This window comes from Chelatococcus sambhunathii (assembly GCF_001418005.1).
In the GTDB taxonomy this organism is placed as follows: Bacteria; Pseudomonadota; Alphaproteobacteria; order Rhizobiales; family Beijerinckiaceae; genus Chelatococcus_A; species Chelatococcus_A sambhunathii.
Genome location: NZ_LIOL01000002.1, coordinates 317,868 through 339,673, shown reverse-complemented (window position 1 = coordinate 339,673; position 21,806 = coordinate 317,868). Strand labels below are relative to the sequence as shown.

At 67.5% G+C, this 21,806-nt stretch carries 15 protein-coding genes; 7 read left to right on the top strand and 8 right to left on the bottom strand.

Annotation, left to right across the window (positions count from 1 at the left end):
• Positions 1 to 16 precede the first annotated feature (16 nt).
• On the top strand, positions 17 to 1,837 hold the full coding sequence (gene edd / locus ASC46_RS05165; RefSeq protein ID WP_055458220.1) for a phosphogluconate dehydratase: 1,821 nt from the start codon (positions 17 to 19) through the stop codon (positions 1,835 to 1,837).
• A gap of 56 nt (positions 1,838 to 1,893) precedes the next feature.
• Positions 1,894 to 2,610, top strand: a complete 717-nt coding sequence (locus tag ASC46_RS05160; RefSeq protein WP_245280469.1) for a DUF1003 domain-containing protein — start codon at positions 1,894 to 1,896, stop codon at positions 2,608 to 2,610.
• A gap of 55 nt (positions 2,611 to 2,665) precedes the next feature.
• Here the strand turns inward: ASC46_RS05160 and xylB are convergent, their stop codons facing one another.
• The 5 genes from xylB to eda form a co-directional block, all read right to left on the bottom strand.
• Positions 2,666 to 4,135: a xylulokinase gene (gene xylB, locus ASC46_RS05155; RefSeq protein WP_055458219.1), complete on the bottom strand. Its 1,470-nt coding sequence runs from the start codon at positions 4,133 to 4,135 to the stop codon at positions 2,666 to 2,668.
• A gap of 45 nt (positions 4,136 to 4,180) precedes the next feature.
• On the bottom strand, positions 4,181 to 4,672 hold the full coding sequence (locus ASC46_RS05150; protein WP_055458218.1) for a DUF192 domain-containing protein: 492 nt from the start codon (positions 4,670 to 4,672) through the stop codon (positions 4,181 to 4,183).
• Complete coding sequence (locus tag ASC46_RS05145) at positions 4,653 to 5,267, bottom strand: cold-shock protein (protein ID WP_055458217.1); 615 nt, start codon at positions 5,265 to 5,267, stop codon at positions 4,653 to 4,655. The genes ASC46_RS05150 and ASC46_RS05145 overlap by 20 nt, the downstream gene beginning before the upstream one ends.
• A 76-nt stretch (positions 5,268 to 5,343) precedes the next feature.
• Positions 5,344 to 6,147: an SIR2 family NAD-dependent protein deacylase gene (locus ASC46_RS05140; protein ID WP_055458216.1), complete on the bottom strand. Its 804-nt coding sequence runs from the start codon at positions 6,145 to 6,147 to the stop codon at positions 5,344 to 5,346.
• Between the two features lie 65 nt (positions 6,148 to 6,212).
• Positions 6,213 to 6,857 (bottom strand): bifunctional 4-hydroxy-2-oxoglutarate aldolase/2-dehydro-3-deoxy-phosphogluconate aldolase, encoded by a 645-nt coding sequence (gene eda, locus ASC46_RS05135; RefSeq protein ID WP_055458215.1) that lies wholly within the window; start codon positions 6,855 to 6,857, stop codon positions 6,213 to 6,215.
• A gap of 195 nt (positions 6,858 to 7,052) precedes the next feature.
• Here eda and ASC46_RS05130 point away from each other — a divergent pair, with 195 nt between their 5' ends.
• Positions 7,053 to 8,066, top strand: coding sequence for a heparan-alpha-glucosaminide N-acetyltransferase (locus ASC46_RS05130; protein WP_082464729.1), 1,014 nt, complete (start codon positions 7,053 to 7,055; stop codon positions 8,064 to 8,066).
• A gap of 62 nt (positions 8,067 to 8,128) precedes the next feature.
• On the opposite strand, the gene ASC46_RS05125 is transcribed toward ASC46_RS05130, so the two are convergent.
• Positions 8,129 to 10,534 carry an Rne/Rng family ribonuclease gene (locus tag ASC46_RS05125; RefSeq protein WP_055458213.1) on the bottom strand — a complete coding sequence of 802 codons (2,406 nt, stop codon included), beginning with the start codon at positions 10,532 to 10,534 and terminating at the stop codon, positions 8,129 to 8,131.
• Between the two features lie 692 nt (positions 10,535 to 11,226).
• Between ASC46_RS05125 and ASC46_RS05120 the strand changes: the two genes are divergently transcribed.
• The 3 genes from ASC46_RS05120 (at position 11,227) to prfB (ending at position 16,331) form a co-directional block, all read left to right on the top strand.
• On the top strand, positions 11,227 to 12,492 hold the full coding sequence (locus ASC46_RS05120; RefSeq protein WP_055458484.1) for an N-acetylmuramoyl-L-alanine amidase: 1,266 nt from the start codon (positions 11,227 to 11,229) through the stop codon (positions 12,490 to 12,492).
• A 169-nt stretch (positions 12,493 to 12,661) separates the two neighbouring features.
• Positions 12,662 to 15,076 carry a penicillin-binding protein 1A gene (locus ASC46_RS05115; protein WP_055458212.1) on the top strand — a complete coding sequence of 805 codons (2,415 nt, stop codon included), beginning with the start codon at positions 12,662 to 12,664 and terminating at the stop codon, positions 15,074 to 15,076.
• 126 nt (positions 15,077 to 15,202) lie between these two features.
• A protein-coding gene (prfB, locus tag ASC46_RS05110) for a peptide chain release factor 2 (protein ID WP_096335199.1) occupies positions 15,203 to 16,331 on the top strand; the annotation gives its coding sequence in 2 pieces (ribosomal slippage) (positions 15,203 to 15,271 and positions 15,273 to 16,331; 1,128 coding nt in all).
• On the opposite strand, the gene ASC46_RS05105 is transcribed toward prfB, so the two are convergent.
• Together ASC46_RS05105 and bcp are read right to left on the bottom strand one after the other, a co-directional pair.
• Positions 16,295 to 17,410 carry a M23 family metallopeptidase gene (locus tag ASC46_RS05105; protein WP_141659655.1) on the bottom strand — a complete coding sequence of 372 codons (1,116 nt, stop codon included), beginning with the start codon at positions 17,408 to 17,410 and terminating at the stop codon, positions 16,295 to 16,297. The two genes, prfB and ASC46_RS05105, sit on opposite strands and share 37 nt — an antisense overlap.
• Positions 17,411 to 17,622: 212 nt before the next feature.
• Positions 17,623 to 18,084: a thioredoxin-dependent thiol peroxidase gene (bcp, locus tag ASC46_RS05100; protein WP_055458209.1), complete on the bottom strand. Its 462-nt coding sequence runs from the start codon at positions 18,082 to 18,084 to the stop codon at positions 17,623 to 17,625.
• A gap of 254 nt (positions 18,085 to 18,338) precedes the next feature.
• Between bcp and ASC46_RS05095 the strand changes: the two genes are divergently transcribed.
• The gene (locus ASC46_RS05095; protein ID WP_055458208.1) at positions 18,339 to 21,779 is read left to right on the top strand and encodes a YhdP family protein; all 3,441 of its coding nucleotides are present in this window, start codon (positions 18,339 to 18,341) and stop codon (positions 21,777 to 21,779) included.
• Positions 21,780 to 21,806: the final 27 nt, after the last annotated feature.

The window sequence follows — 21,806 nt, the reverse complement described above, 5'->3', positions numbered from 1 at the left end:
ATCAACGGAGATTGCCATGACCGTTCAAGCGCGCATCGGTGAAGTCACCGAACGCATCGCAAGGCGCAGCCGCGACGCGCGCACGCGCTATCTCGAACGCATCGCCGCCGCGGCCGAGGCCAAACCGCGGCGCGGCCATCTCGGCTGTGCCAATCTCGCGCACGGCTTTGCCGCCTGCGGGCCGCAGGACAAGGAGCGGCTCGCCGGCTCGGACGCGCCGAACCTCGGCATCGTCACCGCCTACAACGACATGCTCTCGGCGCACCAGCCGTTCGAGCGCTTCCCCGAGCTCATCCGCGCCGCCGTGCGCGAGGCGGGCGGCACTGCCCAGGTCGCCGGCGGCGTGCCGGCCATGTGCGACGGCGTCACCCAGGGCGAGGCCGGCATGGAACTGTCGCTGTTCTCGCGCGACGTCATCGCGCTGTCGACCGCGGTCGCCCTGTCGCACCAGATGTTCGACGCCGCCGTCTTCCTCGGCGTCTGCGACAAGATCGTGCCCGGGCTCGTCATCGGCGCCTTGTCCTTCGGCCATCTGCCGGCCGTCTTCGTGCCGGCGGGGCCGATGACCTCGGGCCTCTCCAACGACGAGAAGGCCAAGACCCGCCAGCTCTACGCCGAAGGCAAGGTGGGGCGCGACGCGCTGCTCGAATCCGAGATGAAGTCCTATCACGGGCCCGGCACCTGCACCTTCTACGGCACGGCCAATTCCAACCAGATGCTCATGGAGATCATGGGCCTGCACCTGCCCGGCGCGTCCTTCGTCAACCCGAACACCAGCCTGCGCGATGCCTTGACGCAGGCGGCCGCCAGGCGCGCCATCGCCATCACGGCGCTCGGCAACGAATACACGCCGGTCGGGCGCATCATCGACGAGAAGGCCGTGGTTAATGGCGTGGTCGGTCTGCACGCGACGGGCGGCTCGACCAACCACACCCTGCATCTTGTCGCCATGGCGGCGGCCGCCGGCATCACGCTCACCTGGGACGACTTCGCCGATCTCGCCGAGGTGACGCCGCTGCTGGCGCGCGTCTATCCGAACGGCAAGGCGGACGTGAACCATTTCCACGCCGCCGGCGGCATGGGCTTCCTCATTCGCGAGCTCCTCGGCGGCGGTCTGCTGCACCGGGACGTCACCACCGTCTGGGGCACGGGGCTCGACGGTTATCTTGTGGAGCCCGGCCTCGACGAGAACGGCGGCATCGCCTGGCGCGAAGCGGCGAGCGAGAGCGGCAACACCGACATCCTGCGCGGCGTCGGGGAGCCTTTCCAGCCCACGGGCGGGCTCAGGGTGCTGGATGGCCCGCTCGGCCGGGCCGTGATCAAGACCTCTGCGGTGGCGCCCGAGCGCCACGTGGTCGAGGCTCCGGCTCGGGTCTTCCACAGCCAGGAGGAACTGCAAGCCGCCTTCAGGGCGGGGGTGCTGACGGGCGACTTCGTCGCCGTGGTGCGTTACCAGGGGCCGAAGGCGAATGGCATGCCGGAGTTGCACAAGCTGACGCCGCCCCTCACCGTGCTGCAAGACCGCGGCCAGCGGGTCGCCCTCGTCACCGACGGGCGCATGTCGGGCGCTTCGGGCAAGGTGCCGGCTGCGATCCATGTCACGCCCGAAGCCGCTGACGGCGGCGCCATCGCAAGGATCCGCGACGGTGATATCATTCGTGTAGATGCCCTCAGCGGTCGCCTCGATGTTCTGGTCGATGCGACGGAGTTTGCAGCTCGCGCTCCGGTGGAGGCGGATCTGTCGGCCTCGCACGTCGGGGTCGGGCGGGAGCTTTTCGCCGGCTTCCGTCACCTGGTCGGCACAGCCGACAAGGGGGCAACCGTCTTCCCGGCTTGAGGGGACAGGCTGCGCACGGATAGTGTGACGGCGAATGGCTCCCGTGGAGGTGCAGCATGGCCGGGCGCAACGACCGCATGCGTGGGCAGGGGCTGCGGCGAGAACAGCGGGCGGCGAAGAAGGCCGACGCCGTGCCGCTCGACGTCGTCAGCCCCCAGTTGCTGCAGCGCGTGCTGCGCGAGCAGCCGCAGCTTGCCGAGACTGGTACCATCGATCGGCTGGACCTTGCGCGCCATCGCGCCGGCTATGTCGAGGACCTGCTCCGGCAGGAGCGGGGGGAGCTTTCGGATCTCGACCGGCGCGTCGCCGAAAGCATGACGAGCGAGACGACGCTTGCCGCCAATATCGAGCATGAATACAGCGGCCAGCGCACGTTTGGCGAGCGTATGGCCGACAATCTCGCACGCTTCGGCGGCAGCTGGACCTTCATCATCGTCTTCGGCATCATGCTCGCCGGCTGGATCACCATCAACGCGCGCTCGGCCGGCGGGGAAGCCTTCGATCCTTATCCCTTCATCCTGCTCAACCTGGTGCTGTCGTGCCTTGCCGCCGTGCAGGCGCCGATCATCATGATGAGCCAGAAGCGGCAGGAGGCGAAGGACCGGCTGCGGTCCCGCAACGACTATCTCATCAATCTCAAGGCCGAGCTCGAGATTCGCCACCTGCACGAGAAAATCGACCACCTTCTCACCCGGCAATGGCAGCGGCTGACCGAACTGCAGACACTGCAGATCGAGCTGATGGAGGAGATCAGCGCCCTTCGCCGCACATAGCCGGCCGCAGAGAAGATGGTTTAATTCGACCGCTCGATGCGCTGATAAATCTCATTTAATCCGTTCTGAATTCGCTCTTGAGCGCCTGATAGAGTCGCTTGAAACGCGCGAAGGCCGGCCGATAGGCCGCTGCGAGATTCCGGTCCGGCTCGATCATCTCAGCCACCGCCGGTGTCCGGCAAACGGCGGCCGGATCTTCGCCTGTCGTCGCGATCCGGGCGAGCCTGGCGGCGCCGAAGGCCGGGCCCTTCGCGCCACCGCTGTAGAGCGTGATGGGACGCTCGAGCGCGCTCGCCATCAGGCGCATCCAGAACCGGCTGCGCGAGCCGCCACCGATCGCGGCGACGGAGGCTGCGTGCGTCCCGGCATGGGCAAGGCATTCCTGCGCCTCGGCGAAGGAGAAGGCGACGCCTTCGAGCAACGCCTGGACCATTTCTTCGCGCGTCACGTCCGGCGCGAGGCCGAAGAACACGCCGCGGGCATGCGGATCGTTGTGCGGCGTGCGCTCGCCCGTGAGATAGGGAAGGAACAGGGGGCGGGCAGGGCGGCCCGAAAAGGCGGCTTCGGTGCGGGCAAGGAGAGCGCCGATATCGTCGGCTCCGAGGATCTTCGCCGCCCAGCCGAGCGCGCTCGCGCCGTTGAGCAGCGCCGCCATCTGGAACCAGCGGCCGGGCAGGGCGTGGCAGAAGGCATGCACATAGGCCTCCGGATAAGGCCGGAAGCTGCCGGTGGTGACGAAATACTGCCCCGAGGTGCCGAGCGAGAGGAAGGCATCGCCGTCATTGACGGCGCCAATGCCAATGCCTCCCGCTGCAGCATCGCCCGCGCCTCCGGCAACCGGCAGGCCGGCGGGCAGGCCGAGTGCCTGCGCCATAGTGGCCTGCAGGCTGCCGGCCAAGGCCGTGCCTTCGACGAGGCGCGGCATGTGCGCCCGCGTGAGGCCGGTCGCCGCAAGAATGTCGTCGGACCAGTCGCGCCGGGCTTCGTCGAGCCACAGCGTGCCGGCCGCGTCCGACATGTCGGTGACCGCCTCGCCCGTGAGCCGAAACCGAACATAGTCCTTGGGCAAAAGGATCCTGGCCACCCTGCGGAAGGTCTCGGGTTCGTTCGTTGCCAGCCACAGAAGCTTCGGCGCCGTGAAACCGGGCATGGCTGGCACTCCGGCGACGTGGCCAAGCGTCGGCAGGCGGCGGGCCAGCGCGGCGCATTCCGCATGGGCGCGACCGTCGTTCCAGAGGATGGCCGGGCGCAGCACATCGCCGGCCGCATCGAGCAGTACCGCCCCATGCATCTGGCCGGACAGGCCGAGGCCGCGGACAGCCGCGAAGGCGCGGGGTGCGGCGCACCGCAGCCGGCCCAGAACCGTTACCGTCGCCTGCCACCAGTCCTGCGGGTCCTGCTCGGCCCAGAGCGGGTGCGGACGCGCGATGGCGAGCGCCTCCTCCGCCTCGGCGAGGAGCGCTTCGTTCTCGCCGACCAGAACGGCCTTCACAGCCGATGTGCCGATGTCGATGCCGAGGTACATGCGTTCACCGGGCGCGGAACCGCCCGTCCTCGTCGCTGCCGCGTCCTACCGGCAGGAGAACAGCGGGTGTTCCACTTTATCCCCGGGCCTTGCACCGATACGCGCCGCCGTGCCGGCATTGAGCTCCAGCACCGACAGGACGGGCTCACCGGACGGCACGATGCGGGTCGACAGCGGTTCGGTGCGCTGGGCGATTCGCGCAATGGTGCCGTCGGCCCGGATAAACAGCATGTCGAGCGAGATATAGGTGTTCTTCATCCACATCGAGACCGGGGCTGCCTCGCCGAAGTCGAAGAGCATGCCGCGATCGGCCGGCAGGAACCGGCGGTTCATGAGGCCGATGGCCCGCTCCTCCGGCGTGCGCACAACCTCGACGGCGAAGGCGTGGCTGCCGCTCGCCGTCCGGATCGTCAGGTTCTCGAGGGATTGCGCCAACGCGGCCGTGGCCGAGGCGAGCCAAACGACAGCGGCCAGGCCGAGCCGAAGGCGCCGCCACGGGCTCTCGGCAGCACCGGCCTCAATGGGTGGCAGGCGCATGGCCCCCGTCCGCCGGGCGCACTTCTGCCGCCATGAGGCCCTTCGGCCCGTTGCCGAAGCGCACGAGCAGCTGCTGGCCGGGCTTCACCTCGGTGATGCCGAAGCGCCGCAGGGTTTCCATATGAATGAAGATGTCCGGGGTGCCTTCCCCGCGCGTGACGAAGCCGAAGCCGCGTAGCCGGTTAAACCACTTCACGGTGACGGCTTCGAGCGCGCTCGTCGGCACGACAGTGACGTGCGTGCGCGGCGGCGGCAGTTCGCTCGGATGCAGCGCCGTCGATTCGTCGAGCGAGATGATGCGCACCGCCTGCAGGCCACGTGCGCGGCGCGCCACCTCGCAGACCACGCGTGCACCTTCACTCGCGGTCTCGTAGCCCTCCCGCTTCAGGCATGTGACGTGCACCAGCACATCCGGCAGGCCGTTGTCGGGCACGATGAAGCCGAAGCCCTTGGCGACATCAAACCACTTGATGTGACCAGCGAGCTCGACGAGCGGCTCGGCCACCGTTTCCAGATCAGCACTGCCCGTCAGGCGCGCTTCAACGGCTGCGCCGACCTTGGAGCCGAAACCATTTGAAGAAAATTCGTCGGACATGAAACCACCAGCCGAATCGTAGAGAACGATTCCCCAGACAAGGATAACACTCACAGACGCAGCGCAAAGTCAGAATTCATGAATAATTAATGCTCCGCCCGGCGTCGCCGGACAGTTCGACGAGTCGCATGCAGATTGCGCCGATCTCGCCGTTGAAAACAAGGTCGGCAATGTCGTCGAGCGGTGTTGCCTCACGGTTGATGATGACGAGGCGAGCCCCATGCCGCTTCGCCAGCACCGGCAGACCCGCCGCCGGATGGACCAACAGCGACGAGCCGATGGCGATGAATAGATCGCTCGTGCGCGCCAGCGCCTGGGCCCGCTGCAGCGCCTGCTGCGGCAAGGCCTGACCGAAGGAGATGGTGGCGGATTTGACCATGCCGCCGCAATGCGGGCAGGTGGGCGGCAGCCCGCTCGCTTCGAAGACCGAGCGGATATCCGCCAGTTCCTGCCTCTCGGCACAGTCGAGGCAGGCTGCATAGGTTCCGTTGCCGTGAAGTTCGATCACCCGCTCCTCCGGCACGCCGGCGGCCTGCTGCAGGCCGTCGATGTTCTGGGTGATGATGGCCGGCGCCTTGCCAGCGGCGACGAGACCGGCAAGGAAATGATGCCCACGACCGGGAGTCGCACCCGCATAGAGATCGTCCATGGCGAACTTCCGCCGCCATGCCTCCCGCCGTGCCTCCGCACTCGCCAGGAAGGCATCGAAGGCAATGGGCCGGTTCGCGAGCCAGGGACTGCCCGGCGAGCGAAAATCGGGCACACCGCTCTCCGTCGAGATCCCCGCGCCGGTGAAGGGCGCGACGACCTCCGCCGAGGCCAGCCATTCGGCCAGAACCTCGAGATCCTCGTCGAGATTTGCAGGATCAGATGCAGTCATCGCCCACGGCCGCATTCACGCACGCGGGCTCATTGAAGCAGTCGGCGAGGGCAGCCGCAACCGGCTCAGGCTGCACGCAGTTCGTCGACCCTCCTGCGGGCCTTGGCGGCCTCGTCGCGGATCGCGGCCCAGTCGCCGGCCGAGACCGCCGCTGGCGGCGTCAGCCATGTCCCGCCGACGCACATCACCATCTTCTGGGAGAGGTAGTCGCCGAGATTGGCCGTGTTGACGCCGCCCGTCGGGCAGAAGACGACCTTGGGAAAGGGGCCGGCGAGCGCCTTGATCATGGCGATGCCGCCGGCCTGCTCGGCCGGGAAGAACTTCAGGGCCGTGCGGCCGCGCTCGCCCGCGCGCATCACTTCCGAGGCCGTGGCGACGCCGGGCAGCCAGGGCAGGCCGGCAGCCTTGGCCGCATCGTCCAGCGTCTCGCTGAACCCGGGGCTGACGACGGCCTTGGCGCCGGCATCGCGCACCTGAGCGAACTGGGCCGGCTGCACGACCGTGCCGGCAATGACGAACATCTGCGGGCATTCCCGGGCCACCGCCTCGATGGCGGCGAGGCCGGCCTCGGTGCGCAGCGTGAGCTCGATCACGTCGATGCCGCCGTCGAGGAGGGCGCGGGCCAGCGACACGGCGGCGGCCGCGTCCGGCACCGAGACGACCGGGATGACGCCGCAGGCCTTCATTCGCTCGATATGGATGTCGCTCATTGCTGGCTCCATGGCTCACCGGTCTTGCCCTTGCTTTTGACGCGAAGCGCAGACGGCCGCAAGTCCGTTTCAAACGATTTAGCAGAAAGGTTCGTCCGCGGCATTCACCGGTCGGCCCATTCTCGCTGAGGGCAAAAGGGGCTATGAGCGAGGAAACCCGCGCGGCAGATGCGCGAAGCAGCCGGAGGTGAATGCATGACGTCCGCCCGAGACGGGTCGTCCCTGTCCGCGACCTTGGAGGACGAGGCCTCCCCGGGCAACGCCGGCATCCATGGCCACGGCCGGCTTCTTGGCATCGACCTGGCGCGGGGCATCGCGCTCCTCGCCATGGCGGTCTATCACGGCGCATGGGACGCGAGCCATCTCGGTCTCACGAGCGTCGACGTCGTCAACGATCCAGGCTGGCGGCTCTTTGCCCGGGCCATCGCCGCCTCGTTCCTCCTGCTCGTCGGCTTCAGCCTCGTGCTCGCCCATGGAAGCAGGATTCGCTGGCAGGCCTTCCTGCGGCGGCTCGCGGTGATCGTCGCGGCGGCGGCGGCGATCACCATCGTGACCTTCTTCGCCTTTCCGCAGAGCTACATCTTCTTCGGCATCCTGCATTGCATCGCCCTCTCGAGCCTGCTTGCCCTGCCGTTCCTGCGGCTGCCGCCGGCCGTCGCTGCGGCCGCCGGCATCGCCGTCGTGGCGGCTCCGGGGCTCGTCGCATCGCCGCTGTTCGACCTGCCGGCGCTCGCCTTCGTCGGCCTCGGCACGCAGGTACCGGTGTCGAACGACTACGTGCCGCTCTTCCCGTGGTTCGGGCCGGTCCTGCTCGGCATGGCCGCCGGCCGCCTTGCGGTCGACCGAAATCTGACGGCATGGCTGCAGACCAGCCGGACGCCGGGCCTTGCCGGACGTCTCATTGCCTGGACAGGCCGGCACAGCCTGGCCTTCTATCTCGTTCACCAGCCCGTGCTGTTCGGCCTCATGTTCCTTGCCGCCCACGCACTCGGCATCACCCGCCAGCCCTCCGTGGCGGCAGGCTTCGTCCCCCAGTGCCGCGCGAGCTGCGAGCAGACCGGTGTCGCAGCGGCCGCGTGCAAGCGCTATTGCACCTGTGCCGACGCGGCGATCCGGCAAGAGCGTATCGATCTCGCGGACGCGTCGGCAGACACCCGGGGGCGTGTCACCGCCATCGTCAATCGCTGCCGGACAGGCGCGAGGCAGTAGCCAAGATGGCAGCGGCGGGCCTTGGCCCGCCGCTTCTTGATACCGACCCTTGCTCGTGGGGCTCAGCCACCGGTGAGGCTGGCCTTGGCGCGGGCCCACCAGCCCGTGCGCTTCGGCCGGTTGGCGTCCTCCTCCACCGGCTCCGGCTCGGCCGGCTTCTGCGGCGCCGGAGTGGGTGCCGCTTCCACGACGGGGAGGGGCTGCTCGGGCGGCACGGCCGCCGCTTGCTCTTCTACCGCATCGGCCGGAGACTCTGTCTCGGCCTCGACAGCAGCTTCCGCTGCGTTTCCGGCCTCGTCGGCCGCGCGCTTGCCCCGTGCGGGGCGGCGCGTGCGGCGTCGCTTGGCCGGCGCAGACCCCTCCGTCTCCTCGGCAGGTGTCTCGGTCGGCAGTCCGACGGCTGCTTCGGCCACGATCTGCGCGGGATCTTCGGTGCCGGCGGTCTGAGAACCCGATTCCTCATCGTCCTGAGATTCGAGCGCGGTCGCCGGCTCGGCACCGGCAGGCGCTGCCGCCTCGCGGCCCTCGCCACCGCGTCCACCGCGACGGCGACGGCGGCGGCGGCGGCGTTTGCCGTTACCGTCCTCGGTGCCATCCTGCGGGCCGCGGGCCTGCTGCGGCGCCTCCTCGGTCACCTCCTCGTCCTCGTCGGCGACCTCCGCCTCCTCCTCGATGGCCGGCGCGCTCTCGATGCGGATGCCTGTCGCAGGCGCGCGCGCTTCGCTGCGCAGGACGGCCTCGCCGCGCTCGATGGTGAAGTTCGTGGTGCCGGAAAGCGTATCGTCGCCGAAGATGGCGATTCCGACGTCGAAGCGGGTTTCGAGCTCACGCAGATGCACGCGCTTCTGATTGAGGATGTAAAGCGCAACTTCAGTCCGCGTCTTGACGACGACGTTGTGCGCGGCGCTCTTGAGCAGCGCCTCCTCGATGGAGCGCAGGATGTGCAACGCGACCGACGCCGTGGCGCGGACGAAGCCCGAGCCGCCGCAGTGGTGGCAGACTACGGTGGAACTTTCCAGCACGCCCGTGCGGATGCGTTGGCGCGACATCTCGAGCAGGCCGAAGGCCGATATGCGGCCGACCTGAATGCGAGCCCGGTCGTTCTTCAGGCACTCCTTCAGCTTCTTCTCGACGGCGCGGTTGTTGCGCTTTTCCTCCATGTCGATGAAGTCGATGACGATAAGGCCGGCAAGGTCGCGCAGGCGCAACTGGCGCGATATCTCCTCGGCCGCCTCCAGATTCGTCTTGAGCGCCGTGTCCTCGATGTTGTGCTCGCGCGTCGAGCGGCCCGAGTTCACGTCGATGGAGACGAGCGCTTCCGTCGGGTTGATGACGATGTAGCCGCCCGACTTCAGCGTGACCTGGTTGGAGAACATCGCGTCGAGCTGCGCCTCGACACCGAACTTGGCGAAAAGCGGCTGCGGATCCCTGTAGGGCTTCACGACCTTGGCATGGCTCGGCATGAGCATGCGCATGAAGTCCTTGGCCTCGCGATAGCCATCATCGCCGGAGACCTGAACCTCGTCGATGTCCTTGTTGTAGAGATCGCGGATGGCGCGCTTGATGAGCGAGCCTTCCTCATAGACAAGCGCCGGAGCGGTAGACTTCAGCGTCAGCTCGCGCACGCTCTCCCACATGCGTAGCAGATATTCGAAGTCCCGCTTGATCTCCGCCTTGGTGCGCGAAGCCCCCGCCGTGCGCAGGATGACGCCCATGCCCTCGGGCACATCGAGCTCCTGGGCGATGGTCTTGAGGCGCTTGCGGTCGGTGACGTTGGTGATCTTGCGCGAGATGCCGCCGCCGCGCGCGGTGTTGGGCATCAGCACAGAATAGCGCCCGGCGAGCGAGAGATAGGTCGTTAGCGCCGCGCCCTTGTTGCCGCGCTCTTCCTTGACCACCTGAACGAGCAATACCTGACGGCGCTTGATCACCTCCTGGATCTTGTACTGGCGACGCAGCGGACGGTGCCGGCGGTCCGGCACCTCCTCGCCGACGTCGGCGCCGCCGAGGTGCTCAATCACCTCTTCCTCGCCGTTCGCCTCAGCCCCTTCGCTGTCGTGGGCGGCTGCGCCGTCGTCCGCCCCGGGCTCGGCGCTCACGATCGCGTCGTCACCTTTGCGCGAGCGCTTGGCCTGGCGGCGGCGGGCGGCGCGCTCCTCGTCCTTTTCGGCCTCGCGCTCGGCCTGAGCCTCCTCGGCGAGCAAGGCCTGCCGATCGGCCACGGGAATCTGGTAATAGTCGGGATGGATCTCGCTGAAGGCGAGAAAGCCGTGACGATTGCCGCCGTACTCGACGAAGGCGGCCTGCAGGGACGGTTCGACCCGCGTGACTTTGGCGAGATAGATATTGCCGCGAAGCTGCTTGCGATTGGCGGATTCGAAGTCGAACTCTTCGACGCGGTTACCGCGGACGACCACCACCCGGGTTTCTTCCGGGTGGGAGGCGTCGATGAGCATCTTGTTTGCCATGTTGAACTCTCATACGGGCGACCTCCGGCGCATGCCGCTGGGCAATTCCGTGCGAAACAACGTCTGCTCCGCCAGCCGGAAGGCGGCAGGCGGCGTCCGTCGACAGGTCGCGGGCGCACCGCTGGATGCGGGCGCAGGGGGTGATGGGAATGCAGTGGTGTGGAAGAGCCGGAGCAGGCCGTACGAATATCCCCCGACCATCGCGCCGCGTCCTGCGGTCGGCGATGGAGCAAGCCGGGCGATCGCTGTCGGGCTGCCCATAGTCCTCCGATCCTTAGCCTCGAAACGCCGGCGTCGCGGAAAGAGCCGGGGCCGACGTGAAAGCGTTGCGGACGATACCGCAACGTGAATGACAACCGCCGCTCCGGCACGCCGCTTCAGGGCCGCGCCCGCCTGCCCATGGGGAGGGGGGACTGCCGCGGCACAGCCGCCCGGTTGAAAGAGGCGACCAACGGCGACGCCGAAAACAGAGTCGCCTTTTCATTACAGACGCATGCGGCTGTTTGGCAAGGGTCATGCGCGATTGTGGCAGGAAGGCCACGCATGGAATGCGAGCGTCGCTGCGCTGGTGAAGAAGTGTTAACCAAGGCCTTCCTATCTCTTAATGGATGGTTTCGTGAAGAATGGCGGTGGGACAGGGGCCGCTCCCAATGGCGCGCATCGGCATCGAGGCAGGCGGGAAGGGCAGGGCCATGAGGCACCGCGCCGCGCAGCCCTTCTTGGTCTGCCTGGCCGCCATCGGCCTGCTCCTCGCGCACCCGGCCACTGCCCGGGATTCTGCCCCCCAGGATGCCGTCGCGCAGGATCCTGCGACGCCCCCCGGAGCGGCCGTCGCCGTGGCTGCCGATGTCAGGGCCGAAGGCGCGGTGACCCGTCTCAGCCTGACCCTGTCGCGCCCCGTCGATGCCAAGGCCTTCCTGCTCGAGCGACCCGACCGGGTCATCGTCGACCTGCCCGAGGTGAATTTCCAACTGCCGGCCAATGCCGGCCGCAAGGGCGCGGGAGTCATCTCCTCCTATCGCTTCGGCCTCTTCGCGCCGGGCCGCTCGCGCATCGTCATCGATCTTGCGCAGCCGGCCCTCGTCGAGCGCATCGACAGCCGGGCCTTGGGAGAGGGCGCGCTGCTCGTCATCGAGCTGTCACGCACCGACCGGGCCAGCTACCGCAAGACGGCCCTCAAGCCGATGGTGGAGCCCGAACCGCTGCCTGCCAGCACGGCACAGCAGCCGGTTCCGCCCGTGGGCGACAAGCCACTGATCGTCATCGATCCCGGTCACGGCGGCGTCGACCCCGGCGCGATCGGCGTCAACGGCGTGGCCGAGAAGGACGTTGTCTTCGCCTTCGCCGAACGTTTCAGGCAGCGGTTGGAGGAGACGGGACGCTACAGGGTCATGCTGACGCGCACGAGCGACACCTTTGTCTCGCTCGGCGGGCGCTGGCGCATGGCCCAGAAGGCGGGGGCTTCGCTGTTCATCTCCATCCATGCCGACACGCTGTCCGACAGCAGCCGCGTTCGCGGGGCGACCATCTACACCGGCTCGGCCTTCGCCAGCGATGCCGAGGCCGAGCGCCTCGCCGCCAAGGAGAACCTGGCCGACCAGATCGCCGGCGTCGACGTGGTCGAGGATCCGAACGAGATTGCCGGCATCCTCGCCGAACTGACCAAGCGCGAGACGCGGGTCTTCTCGCTCGATTTTGCCAACAAGGTGGTGAACAGCCTGCGCGACGTCGTGGCGCTCAACAAGAACCCGCTACGCTCGGCCGGCTTCATCGTCCTCAAGGCGCCGGACATCCCCTCCGCGCTTATCGAACTCGGCTACCTGTCGAGCGCCAAGGACGCCGACCTCCTCGTGTCCGACGCCTGGCGCGACAAATCGAGCGCCGCGCTCGTGGAGGCCGTCGACCGCTTCTTTGCGACCCGCCTTGCGGCTCAGCCCGACGCCGCAGTTTCTCCATAGATGCGCGGGATAAGAACCGAATCGTTCGGCTTTCCGCCCCGTTCCCGCTTTCCGTTTCTGGTCACGTGGGGCCGGCTCATGTTAGGGAGGGAGCGCCGGCGCACCGGGGAACGACCACCGGCGCTGCTGCGGCGGCGGGAAGAAGCAACGGGCGACGGGCCTTCAACGGATGCGTTTGATAGTTCGCTTTCTTGGATTTCTGTTTGCTGCCGGGGCGATTCTTTTCGTCATCGGGGCTTCCATCGTCGGCTTCTTCGTCTGGAAATATTCCCAGGACCTGCCGGACCACAAGCAGCTCGCCAATTACGAGCCGCCGGTGATGACGCGCGTCCACGCCAGCGACGGCAGTCTGGTGGCCGAATATTCGCGCGAGAAGCGACTTTTCCTCCCCATCCAAGCCGTTCCCAATCTCGTCATCGAGGCCTTCCTGTCGGCTGAGGACAAGAACTTCTATCGGCACAACGGTGTCGATCCCGAAGGTATCGCCCGGGCGGTCGTTACCAATTTGCGCGCGTCCGGACGGCGCCAGCAGGGCGCCTCGACCATCACGCAGCAGGTCGCCAAGAACTTCCTGCTCACCAACGAGCAGACCTACGAGCGCAAGATCAAGGAAGCGCTGATCGCCCTGCGAATCGAGGCGGTCTATTCGAAGGACAAGATCCTCGAGCTCTATCTCAACGAGATCTACCTCGGCCTCGGCAACTACGGCATAGCGGCCGCCGCGCTGAACTATTTCGGCAAGTCGGTGCACGAACTGACGCTGCCGGAGATCGCCTATCTTGCGGCGCTGCCGAAGGCGCCGAACAACTATCACCCCTTCCGCCAGCGCGAGGCGGCCATCGAGCGGCGGAACTGGGTGCTCGACCGCATGCTCGACAACGGCTACATCACGCGCGCGGAGGCGGAGGCCGCCAAGCGCCAGCCGCTTGAGGTCAATCCCCGCACGCTCTCGCCCAACACCTATTCGGCCGGCTTCTTTGCCGAGGAGATCCGGCGCGAGATTGTCGAGCGCTACGGTGAGAAGGCGCTCTATGACGGCGGCCTGTCCGTGCGCTCGACCTTCGACCCGAAGATCCAGGCGATGGCGCGCAAGACCCTGGTGGACGGCCTCGTGCGCTACGACGAGGCGAGGGGGCTGCGTGATCCGGTCGACACGATCGACCTCGCCAGCGGTGAATGGGGGGCAGCCCTCGCGGACATTCCAGCGCTCGGAGACGTGCAGCCGTGGCGACTCGCCGTCGTGCTCGAGGTCAGCGACCGTGAGGCCACCATCGGGCTGCAGCCGGCACGCGAGATCTCGGGCAAGCTGTCGAGCGAGCGCCAAACCGGCAAGATCCTGCCGGACGGTATCAAGTGGACGCGCAAGGGCCGTCTCACGCAGGCGCTCAAGCCCGGCCATGTCGTCTATGTGGAACCCGTCGCCGACAAGCCCGGACAATATCGCTTGCGCCAGATCCCCGAGGTGTCCGGCGCCATGGTGGTGATGGACCCCAATACCGGGCGCGTCTTCGCCATGGTCGGCGGCTTCTCCTTCGACCAGAGCGAGTTCAACCGCGCAACGCAAGCGCTGCGCCAGCCGGGGTCCTCGTTCAAGCCATTTGTCTACGCGGCCGCGATCGACAATGGCTACACGCCGTCCTCCATCATCGTCGACGGTCCGATCGAGATCACGTCCGGCACCGAGGTCTGGCGGCCGAAGAACTATGACGGCAAGTCGACCGGACCGCACACCCTGCGCTATGGCATCGAGCGGTCGAAGAACCTGATGACCGTGCGCCTCGCGCGTGACGTCGGCATGCCGCTGATCGGCGAATACGCGAAGCGCTTCGGCATCTACGACGATCTTGCGCCCTACCTGCCGATGTCGCTGGGTGCCGGCGAGACCACCGTGCTGCGCATGACGACCGCCTATTCGATGTTCGTCAACGGCGGCAAGCGCATCAAGCCGACACTCATCGACCGCATCCAGGACCGGTGGGGCCACACCATCTACAAGCACGACGAGCGCATCTGCCAGGGATGCGACGCCGAGGAGTGGCGCAACCAGCCGGAGCCGCGGCTCATCGACAACCGGGAGCAGGTCATCGATCCGATGACCGCCTACCAGATGGTCTCGATCCTCGAAGGCGTCGTGCAGCGGGGCACCGCGACCGTGGTCAAGAGCGTCGGCAAGCCGCTTGCCGGCAAGACCGGCACGACGAACGAGGCCAAGGACGTCTGGTTCGTCGGTTTCTCGCCCGATCTGGCGGTGGGCATCTATCTCGGCTACGATCGTCCGCGCTCGCTCGGCAATTCGGCGACGGCCGGCCAGTATGCCGCGCCCATCTTCCGCGACTTCATGACGCTCGCGCTCGACGGCAAGCCGGCGACGCCATTCCGCGTGCCGCCGGGCATCAAACTCATCCGCGTCGATCTTGCCTCGGGCCAGCGCGCCGGATCAGGCGGACGCACCATCCTCGAAGCGTTCAAGCCCGGGACGGCGCCCCCGGACGGCTATCTTGTCGGCTACAGCGACACGGCCCCTGAAAGCTACGGCGCAGCCCCGCCCGCCGGCGTCGGCAGCGGTTCGGGCGGCCTCTATTGACGCCTGATCGATCCTTGTCGGCTTGCCCGGTTTACATCCGGGGCCGGGCTGGCTAAGAGCCTCCTGTGTCCGGCGTGAACGGCATGGCCGGGCCAATCTTCCATCGATTGCAGGACGAAGGCGGGCATGCGCGCCGAAATCGAGACGTTGGTTGATGCCGTCAAGCAGTCTGTCGGGCTGCTGAGGAGGCATCTTTGACTGGGATCAGGCCAAACGCCGGCTCGCCGAGCTGAACAGCCTCGCCGAGGATCCCTCGCTGTGGAACGACGCGGAAGCTGCGCAGAAGATCATGCGCGAACGCACCGCCCTCGAGGAGAACATCGCGGCCATCGAGCAGATCGAACGTGATCTTGCCGATGCCGTCGAACTCATCGCGCTCGGCGAGGCCGAAGGCGATGCTTCGGTCGTCGAGGAGGCGGAGGAGAGCATCCGGTCCCTGCAGGCGGAGGCCGCCAGGCGCCAGATCGAGGCCTTGCTGTCCGGCGAAGCGGACCAGAACGACACCTATATCGAGATCCACTCGGGCGCCGGCGGCACCGAGAGCCAGGACTGGGCGCAGATGCTCATGCGGATGTACATCCGCTGGGCCGAGCGGCGCCGGTTCAAGGTCGAGGTCATGGAAGTGACCGACGGTGAAGAGGCGGGCATCAAGTCGGCCACGCTCCTCATCAAGGGCCACAACGCCTATGGATGGGCGAAGACCGAATCGGGCGTCCACCGTCTCGTCCGTATCTCGCCGTTCGATTCGAATGCGCGTCGGCATACGAGCTTCGCCTCCGTCTGGGTCTATCCCGTCGTCGACGACCGTATCGATATCGCCGTCAACGAGTCGGAGTGTCGGATCGACACCTTCCGCGCTTCGGGCGCCGGTGGCCAGCACGTCAACACGACGGATTCGGCTGTCCGCATCACCCATATCCCGACCGGCATCGTCGTCGCGTGCCAGGCGGAACGGTCCCAACACAAGAACCGGGCTACCGCCTGGGCGATGCTGCGGGCCCGTCTTTACGAACTCGAACTGCAGAAGCGCGAGGAGAAGGCGATGGCTGAGGCGGCGTCGAAAACCGACATCGGCTGGGGCCATCAGATCCGCTCCTACGTGCTGCAACCCTACCAGCTGGTGAAGGACCTGCGCACGGGCGTCCAGTCGACGAACCCGCAGGAGGTTCTGGACGGCAGGCTCGATCCCTTCATCGAGGCGTCGCTCGCCCAGCGCGTCTATGGCGGCGAGGTGGAGGTCGAGGATATCGACTGAACGGGCGCGGGAGCCGGCCAGCGCATGCCGTGGAGGCGCGCGCCGGCTGCGATGAAGCGCTGCGGATCGACGGGATTGCCGTCGATCCGCGTTTCATAATGGATGTGCGGCCCCGTGGACCGACCCGTGCTGCCGGCGCGCCCCACGACGTCACCGGCGGCGATCGTATCGCCCTCCGTGACGGCGAAGGCGGAAAGGTGCGCATAGCGCGTCGTCACACCGCTGATGTGCTCGATCTCCACCATGTTGCCATAGCCGCCGCTGTAGCCTGCAAAGATGACGTTGCCTGCTCCTGTGGCGCGAACGGGCGCGCCGTAGGCGGCACGGAAGTCCAGGCCCGTGTGCAGGGCGGGCGCGCGCAGGAAAGGATCCATACGGATGCCGAAGGGGCTCGTCTCGTCCTCCTCCGCGGGCCGGCCGAGAGGCAGCCCGGCAACGACCTGCGCGGCGCGCGCGGAAAGGGTCAGGCTGTCTTTGATGCTATCCGCGAGACTACCGAAATGGAACGGCGCACCGGCCTGCGCCGGGACGTAGGGGCCGCCGACGCTCTCCGATGTCGCAGGACCAGGCAGGCGGGTGAGCGGCTCGGTCGGAAGGCCGACGGAGGCGACGATGTCGAGATAGCGGTCCAGCCGGTGCTGGGAGAGCGCAAGCATGGCGGAGAGGACCGACGTCTGCCGATGTGTCAGCCTCTCGAGTGCCTGGTCCATGCGGGCGAGGCGTTCCGCGACCGGCAGGTAGCGCAACGCGCCGAGCCGATCCCTCGCCGCCTCGCCGCGCCACGGCCGGTCTGTTGCGGACAAGGACGGCACTGGGCCGGCGCCTGCGGCGATCGGCAGTGCGATGCCGGTCGCCTGCTTCTGCAGCGCTTCGACCACCGATTGGCGGCGCTCGAGCTCGTCCTGGCGCTCAAGAACCTGCGCAACGCGCGCCTCCACGCGCTCCTGCTCGAGATATTGCCGGCTGGCGAGGAGGTCGACGTGCCGACGCACCGCTGCTATCTGATCCTCATAGGCGAGGGTGATGCGCTGGTGGCGCGCGAGGAGGCCGGCGACGACCTCGTCGCGAAAGAAGAGCATCCATGTCGCCGCGCCTGCCCAGGCGAGCACCGCCAAAAAGACGACAACAGCCGCGACCCGCAAATGGCCATGCGGCGTCCCGACATGACTTGGTTCGGAGCGACACTTCAGGCTGGGCAGAAAGAGGCGGTGTCGCAAGTCGAGGCTCTCCAGAGTGCCGGCACCCTGAAGATTAGGACCCGTTAGAGTTAAGCATTCGCAAACGGGCGCGTCTACAGTTCGCGTGCGGCCGCAAGGACGGTTTCCGCATGGCCGTCGACCTTCACCTGCCGCCAGACGCGGGCGATACGGCCGTCCGGTCCGATGAGGAAGGTGGTGCGCAGGATGCCCATGAACTTGCGGCCGTACATGGTCTTCTCGCCCCAGACGCCGTAGTCCTCGATCGCCTTGCGGTCCTCGTCGGAGGCGAGCGTGATCGCGAGATCGTGCTTGGCGCGGAACCTGTCGTGGCGGGCGACGCTGTCGGCGGAGATGCCGATGACATGCGTGTCGGTGGCCTCGAATTCCCGGCGCAGGCCATTGAAGGCAATGGCCTCCTTGGTGCAGCCGCTGGTGTCGTCCTTCGGATAGAAATAGACTACGACCTTCCTGCCGGCCAACGCCGACAGGCGCACTTCTGTGCCGCCAGCGCCGGGCAGGGTGAAATCGGGCGCCTTGTCGCCTTCCTGGACCATCGTCTCGCCTTCCTTTCGTCTGATTCTTTGCGCTAAGCCTTTCGTGAGGCGGCGAAGCGTCCGCCCGCCCGTCCACCGATTGCTTGCAGTGGAGCAGGCTGGTCGTTCTGTCCGCCTCGTCAAGGGCGGCACGGACAATGTCCACGCGATCACGAGGATGCCTATCCTTTTCGGCCGCGGCGGGACCGGGCCGGCGTTCCCGTGTCGCACGAATCGTGGGAGACGAATGGAACGCCCAAGGGGAACGGACCGGAGTGACCAAGCTGTTCGCCAGGAGACGTAACGAGGCCGGCGGCGGCGAAGGGCAGGTGCAACGTGCGCCCTCGCTCCGCCGCCGCAGAGCCCAGCGCGTGCTCATTGTGCTCGTCGCGCTCGTCCTCTTGCTCGTCGGCGGTCTTGCCGGGCGAATCGCCTGGTCGCCCGTCGAGATCGACGGATTGCCGGAGCGCATCGAAGCGGCGCTCTCGGAGCGCGTCGGCAGCGGCTGGAACGTCGGCATCGCCAGCGCCGCCATCGACTACACGCGCTATGGCCCGACCCTGCGCGTCTCCGGCATCGATATCCGCAATGCCGATGGCGCAAGCGTTCTGAAGGCACAGGCGGGCGAGATATCGGTCAGCGCCCTGGGGTTGATGGTCGGGCGGGTGAGCCCGAGTGCCGTTGTCTTCAGCGGGCTCGACCTGCGCCTCAACGTTTCGCCGACGGGTGAGCTGTCCTTCGCCGCGACCGACGAGGAGACCACCGTCTCGCCGGCGCAGCCGCAAGCGCAGCCTCCCGTGGTGGCGGAAGGGGCGGCGCAGGAGGATCTGCCGCTTGCGGCAGCCGTCGTCTCGCTCGTCGACCTCATCACCGACCGGGAGGGCCTCTTCGGCACGATCGACCATTTCGGCCTGAGCGATGCGCGGCTGACGATTGTCGATGCCCAGCGGCGGCCACGCGCGCGCTTCGCCGACGTGTCGCTGCAGTTCACCCGCGCCAAGGCGACACTGACCCATTTCAATTTCGGGCTGCGCGGCGAGCACGGGCCATGGAGCGTCTCGGGGGTCGTGCGCGGCGAGCAGAAGGGCGCCCGTCAGGCCCAGGTGCATCTGGCGCGCGCGCCGGTGTCGGACCTGCTCCTGTTCGGCGGGCTCAGCCATTCACTCGTGACGACGCGCATGCCGCTCTCGGGCGAGGTCTCGCTGTCGATCGATGGCGAAGGCCATCTCGAAGCGCTCGATGCGAGCTTGGCCGGCGACGCCGCCATCGTCTACATCGACGATCCGGACCAGCCGCCGATCGAGGTGGACGACATCGGCCTGCGCCTGAGCTGGAACCCCGCCACGCGGGCCTTCGATCTGCCCTCGGCATCCTTCACCGCAGGAGAGACCCGCATCAATCTCGCCGGCCGACTCTCCTCGGGCGAAGGGAAGGGGGTGCCATGGCGGCTTGAGCTTGCCGGCAAGGCTGCCGTGATCGAGCGCCTGACGGGCGACGAAGAGCCGCTCACCATCGATGACATCGCCGGCGAGATCGTCGGCGGGGAGGGCGGCGGTGTCATCGTGCGACGGTTCTCGGTGACCGGCGAGCGTCTGGCCGTCACGCTGTCCGGTAGCGCCGGCACGCCCGATGACCGCGGCGGCCTGCGCGTTGCGGTATCGAGCACGGAATCGGACGCTCGCGCACTTCTCAGGCTGTGGCCGGCCTTCGTCGCCTCCGGCGTCCGGCGCCACCTCATCGACAACCTGCAGGCCGGAACGGTCCATGATCTGTCGGTCAACGTCAATCTCGACGCCGAGGAACTCGCCGCCTCACGGCAGAAGAAGCCGCTGCCGCGCGAGACGGTCGATGTCCGGTTCCGGATGTCCGGCGCCGCGCTCCTGCCCGCGAAAGGCTTGCCGGTGCTGACGGATACGGCAGCGCGCGGAACCGTGGACGGCAACAGCGTCAGCATCTACCTGCCACGCTCCGAGGTATCCCTGGAAGGCGAGCGCAAGCTTTCCCTGTCGGAGGGCTTTTTTGCGGTCGATGATCTGCGCAAGCCGGCCCAGGCGCGCATCAGTCTGCGCATCCAAGGCGGTGCCGACGCGGTCCTCGCGCTCGCCCGCAGCGAGGCCGTGCGCGACCGGATGGCGATCGAACTCGACCCGGAGAAAGTGTCCGGCACTGCGGACATTCGCCTCGAACTGTCTCTCCCGCTCATCGACGAACTGACGATGCGTGACGTCACGGCGGAAGCGAGCGGCCAGTTGAGCAACCTTGTGGTGACCGGCATTGCGGGCGACAAGAGCATCGAGAAGGGCAGCTTCGCGCTCACGCTCGAAGGCGATCTCCTCACGCTCGACGGAGATGCGCGCCTCGCGGACCTGCCCGCGACCGTCTCGCTAAGGCAGCCCCTCACCGGAGCGGGCGGGCAGGCAGCCATCAAAGTCACCGCCGACGACGCGGCGCGTACGCGGCTCGGTTTCGATTTCGGGCGGAAGCTCACCGGCCCCATAACGGTTGCGGCCGACCTGTCGCTGAGCGAGGCGGCCAAGCGGCCGAAGAGCATCACCGTCGATCTCAGCAAGGCAGCGATCAACGAGCTGCTGCCCGGCTGGACGAAGGCCGCGGGGCGCGAGGCGGGCCTGTCGTTCGACCTGATCGAGAAGGGCGACGGCTATATCCTCGAGAAGTTCATGCTTGACGGCGCAGGCGCCTCGGCAAAGGGCGGCCGGGTCATCCTGCGCGGCGACGGCAGCTTCAGCGAGGCCGAGTTCTCGCAGATCAAACTGTCGCCGGGGGACGACGTGCGCCTGCAGGTAGCCCGTGCGCGGGACGGATTCAGGGTGACGGTGCGCGGCAACGTGCTTGATGCGCGGCCGTTCCTGCGCCAGGTTTTCGGCCGCGGCGGCGGAGACGACGCCACCGACGTCGATCTCGACGTCGCCGTGGACATCCTCGGCGGCTTCAACAACGAACTCGTCTCCAATGCGGCGCTGAAGCTCGCCATGCGCGGCGGCAACGTGTCCGGCCTCGCCTTCAACGGCTCGTTCGGCCGCTCGCCCGTCACGGCCTCCCTGTCACGCGGAAGCTCGGGCGAATCCTTCACCATCGTCCAGACGGCGGATGCGGGCGCCGCGCTGCGCTTCGTGGACATCTACCAGCGCATGGCCGGTGGTCAGCTCGTGCTGCAGCTACCACCGGCCAACGGCAGCGCAGCCGGCATCCTCAACATCCGGGACTTCTCGCTGGTGGACGAGCCGGCCCTGCGCCGCATCGTCTCGGCCCAGCCCCGCGAGGGCGAGCGGGTCACCATCAACGACGTGCCCTTCACCAAGCTCAAGGTGGACTTCACGCGCGCGAGCGGGCGCATCAACATGCGCGAGGCGGTGATCTGGGGGCCACAGGTCGGCATCAGCCTCGAGGGCCATCTCGACCTCGGCAACGAGACGCTCGACCTTTCCGGCACCTATGTGCCGGCCTATGCCCTCAACAACATCTTCAGCCAGTTGCCGGTGATCGGCCTGCTGCTCGGCGGCGGGCAATACGAGGGGCTCTTCGCCGTCAACTTCCGCGTGCGCGGCCCAATGGCGGGGCCGACCATGACCATCAACCCCCTGTCGGCCATCGCGCCCGGTTTCCTGCGCAAGTTCTTCGACGCGGGACGGGCAGACAGCGGGCAGGGCGGAGCGACCCCGCTTCCGCCAGCGCCGATCGGTCAGGGCCAGCGCTGAGTGGCGAGGGTCGGCAGCCTTCGGGCG

Coding starts and splice junctions, on each gene's coding strand:
- edd (WP_055458220.1), top strand. CDS start 17: ATGACCGTTCAAGCGCGCATCGGTGAAGTCACCGAACGCATCGCAAGG.
- ASC46_RS05160 (WP_245280469.1), top strand. CDS start 1,894: ATGGCCGGGCGCAACGACCGCATGCGTGGGCAGGGGCTGCGGCGAGAA.
- xylB (WP_055458219.1), bottom strand. CDS start 4,135: ATGTACCTCGGCATCGACATCGGCACATCGGCTGTGAAGGCCGTTCTG.
- ASC46_RS05150 (WP_055458218.1), bottom strand. CDS start 4,672: ATGCGCCTGCCACCCATTGAGGCCGGTGCTGCCGAGAGCCCGTGGCGG.
- ASC46_RS05145 (WP_055458217.1), bottom strand. CDS start 5,267: ATGTCCGACGAATTTTCTTCAAATGGTTTCGGCTCCAAGGTCGGCGCA.
- ASC46_RS05140 (WP_055458216.1), bottom strand. CDS start 6,147: ATGACTGCATCTGATCCTGCAAATCTCGACGAGGATCTCGAGGTTCTG.
- eda (WP_055458215.1), bottom strand. CDS start 6,857: ATGAGCGACATCCATATCGAGCGAATGAAGGCCTGCGGCGTCATCCCG.
- ASC46_RS05130 (WP_082464729.1), top strand. CDS start 7,053: ATGACGTCCGCCCGAGACGGGTCGTCCCTGTCCGCGACCTTGGAGGAC.
- ASC46_RS05125 (WP_055458213.1), bottom strand. CDS start 10,534: ATGGCAAACAAGATGCTCATCGACGCCTCCCACCCGGAAGAAACCCGG.
- ASC46_RS05120 (WP_055458484.1), top strand. CDS start 11,227: ATGAGGCACCGCGCCGCGCAGCCCTTCTTGGTCTGCCTGGCCGCCATC.
- ASC46_RS05115 (WP_055458212.1), top strand. CDS start 12,662: ATGCGTTTGATAGTTCGCTTTCTTGGATTTCTGTTTGCTGCCGGGGCG.
- ASC46_RS05105 (WP_141659655.1), bottom strand. CDS start 17,410: ATGCTCTTCTTTCGCGACGAGGTCGTCGCCGGCCTCCTCGCGCGCCAC.
- bcp (WP_055458209.1), bottom strand. CDS start 18,084: ATGGTCCAGGAAGGCGACAAGGCGCCCGATTTCACCCTGCCCGGCGCT.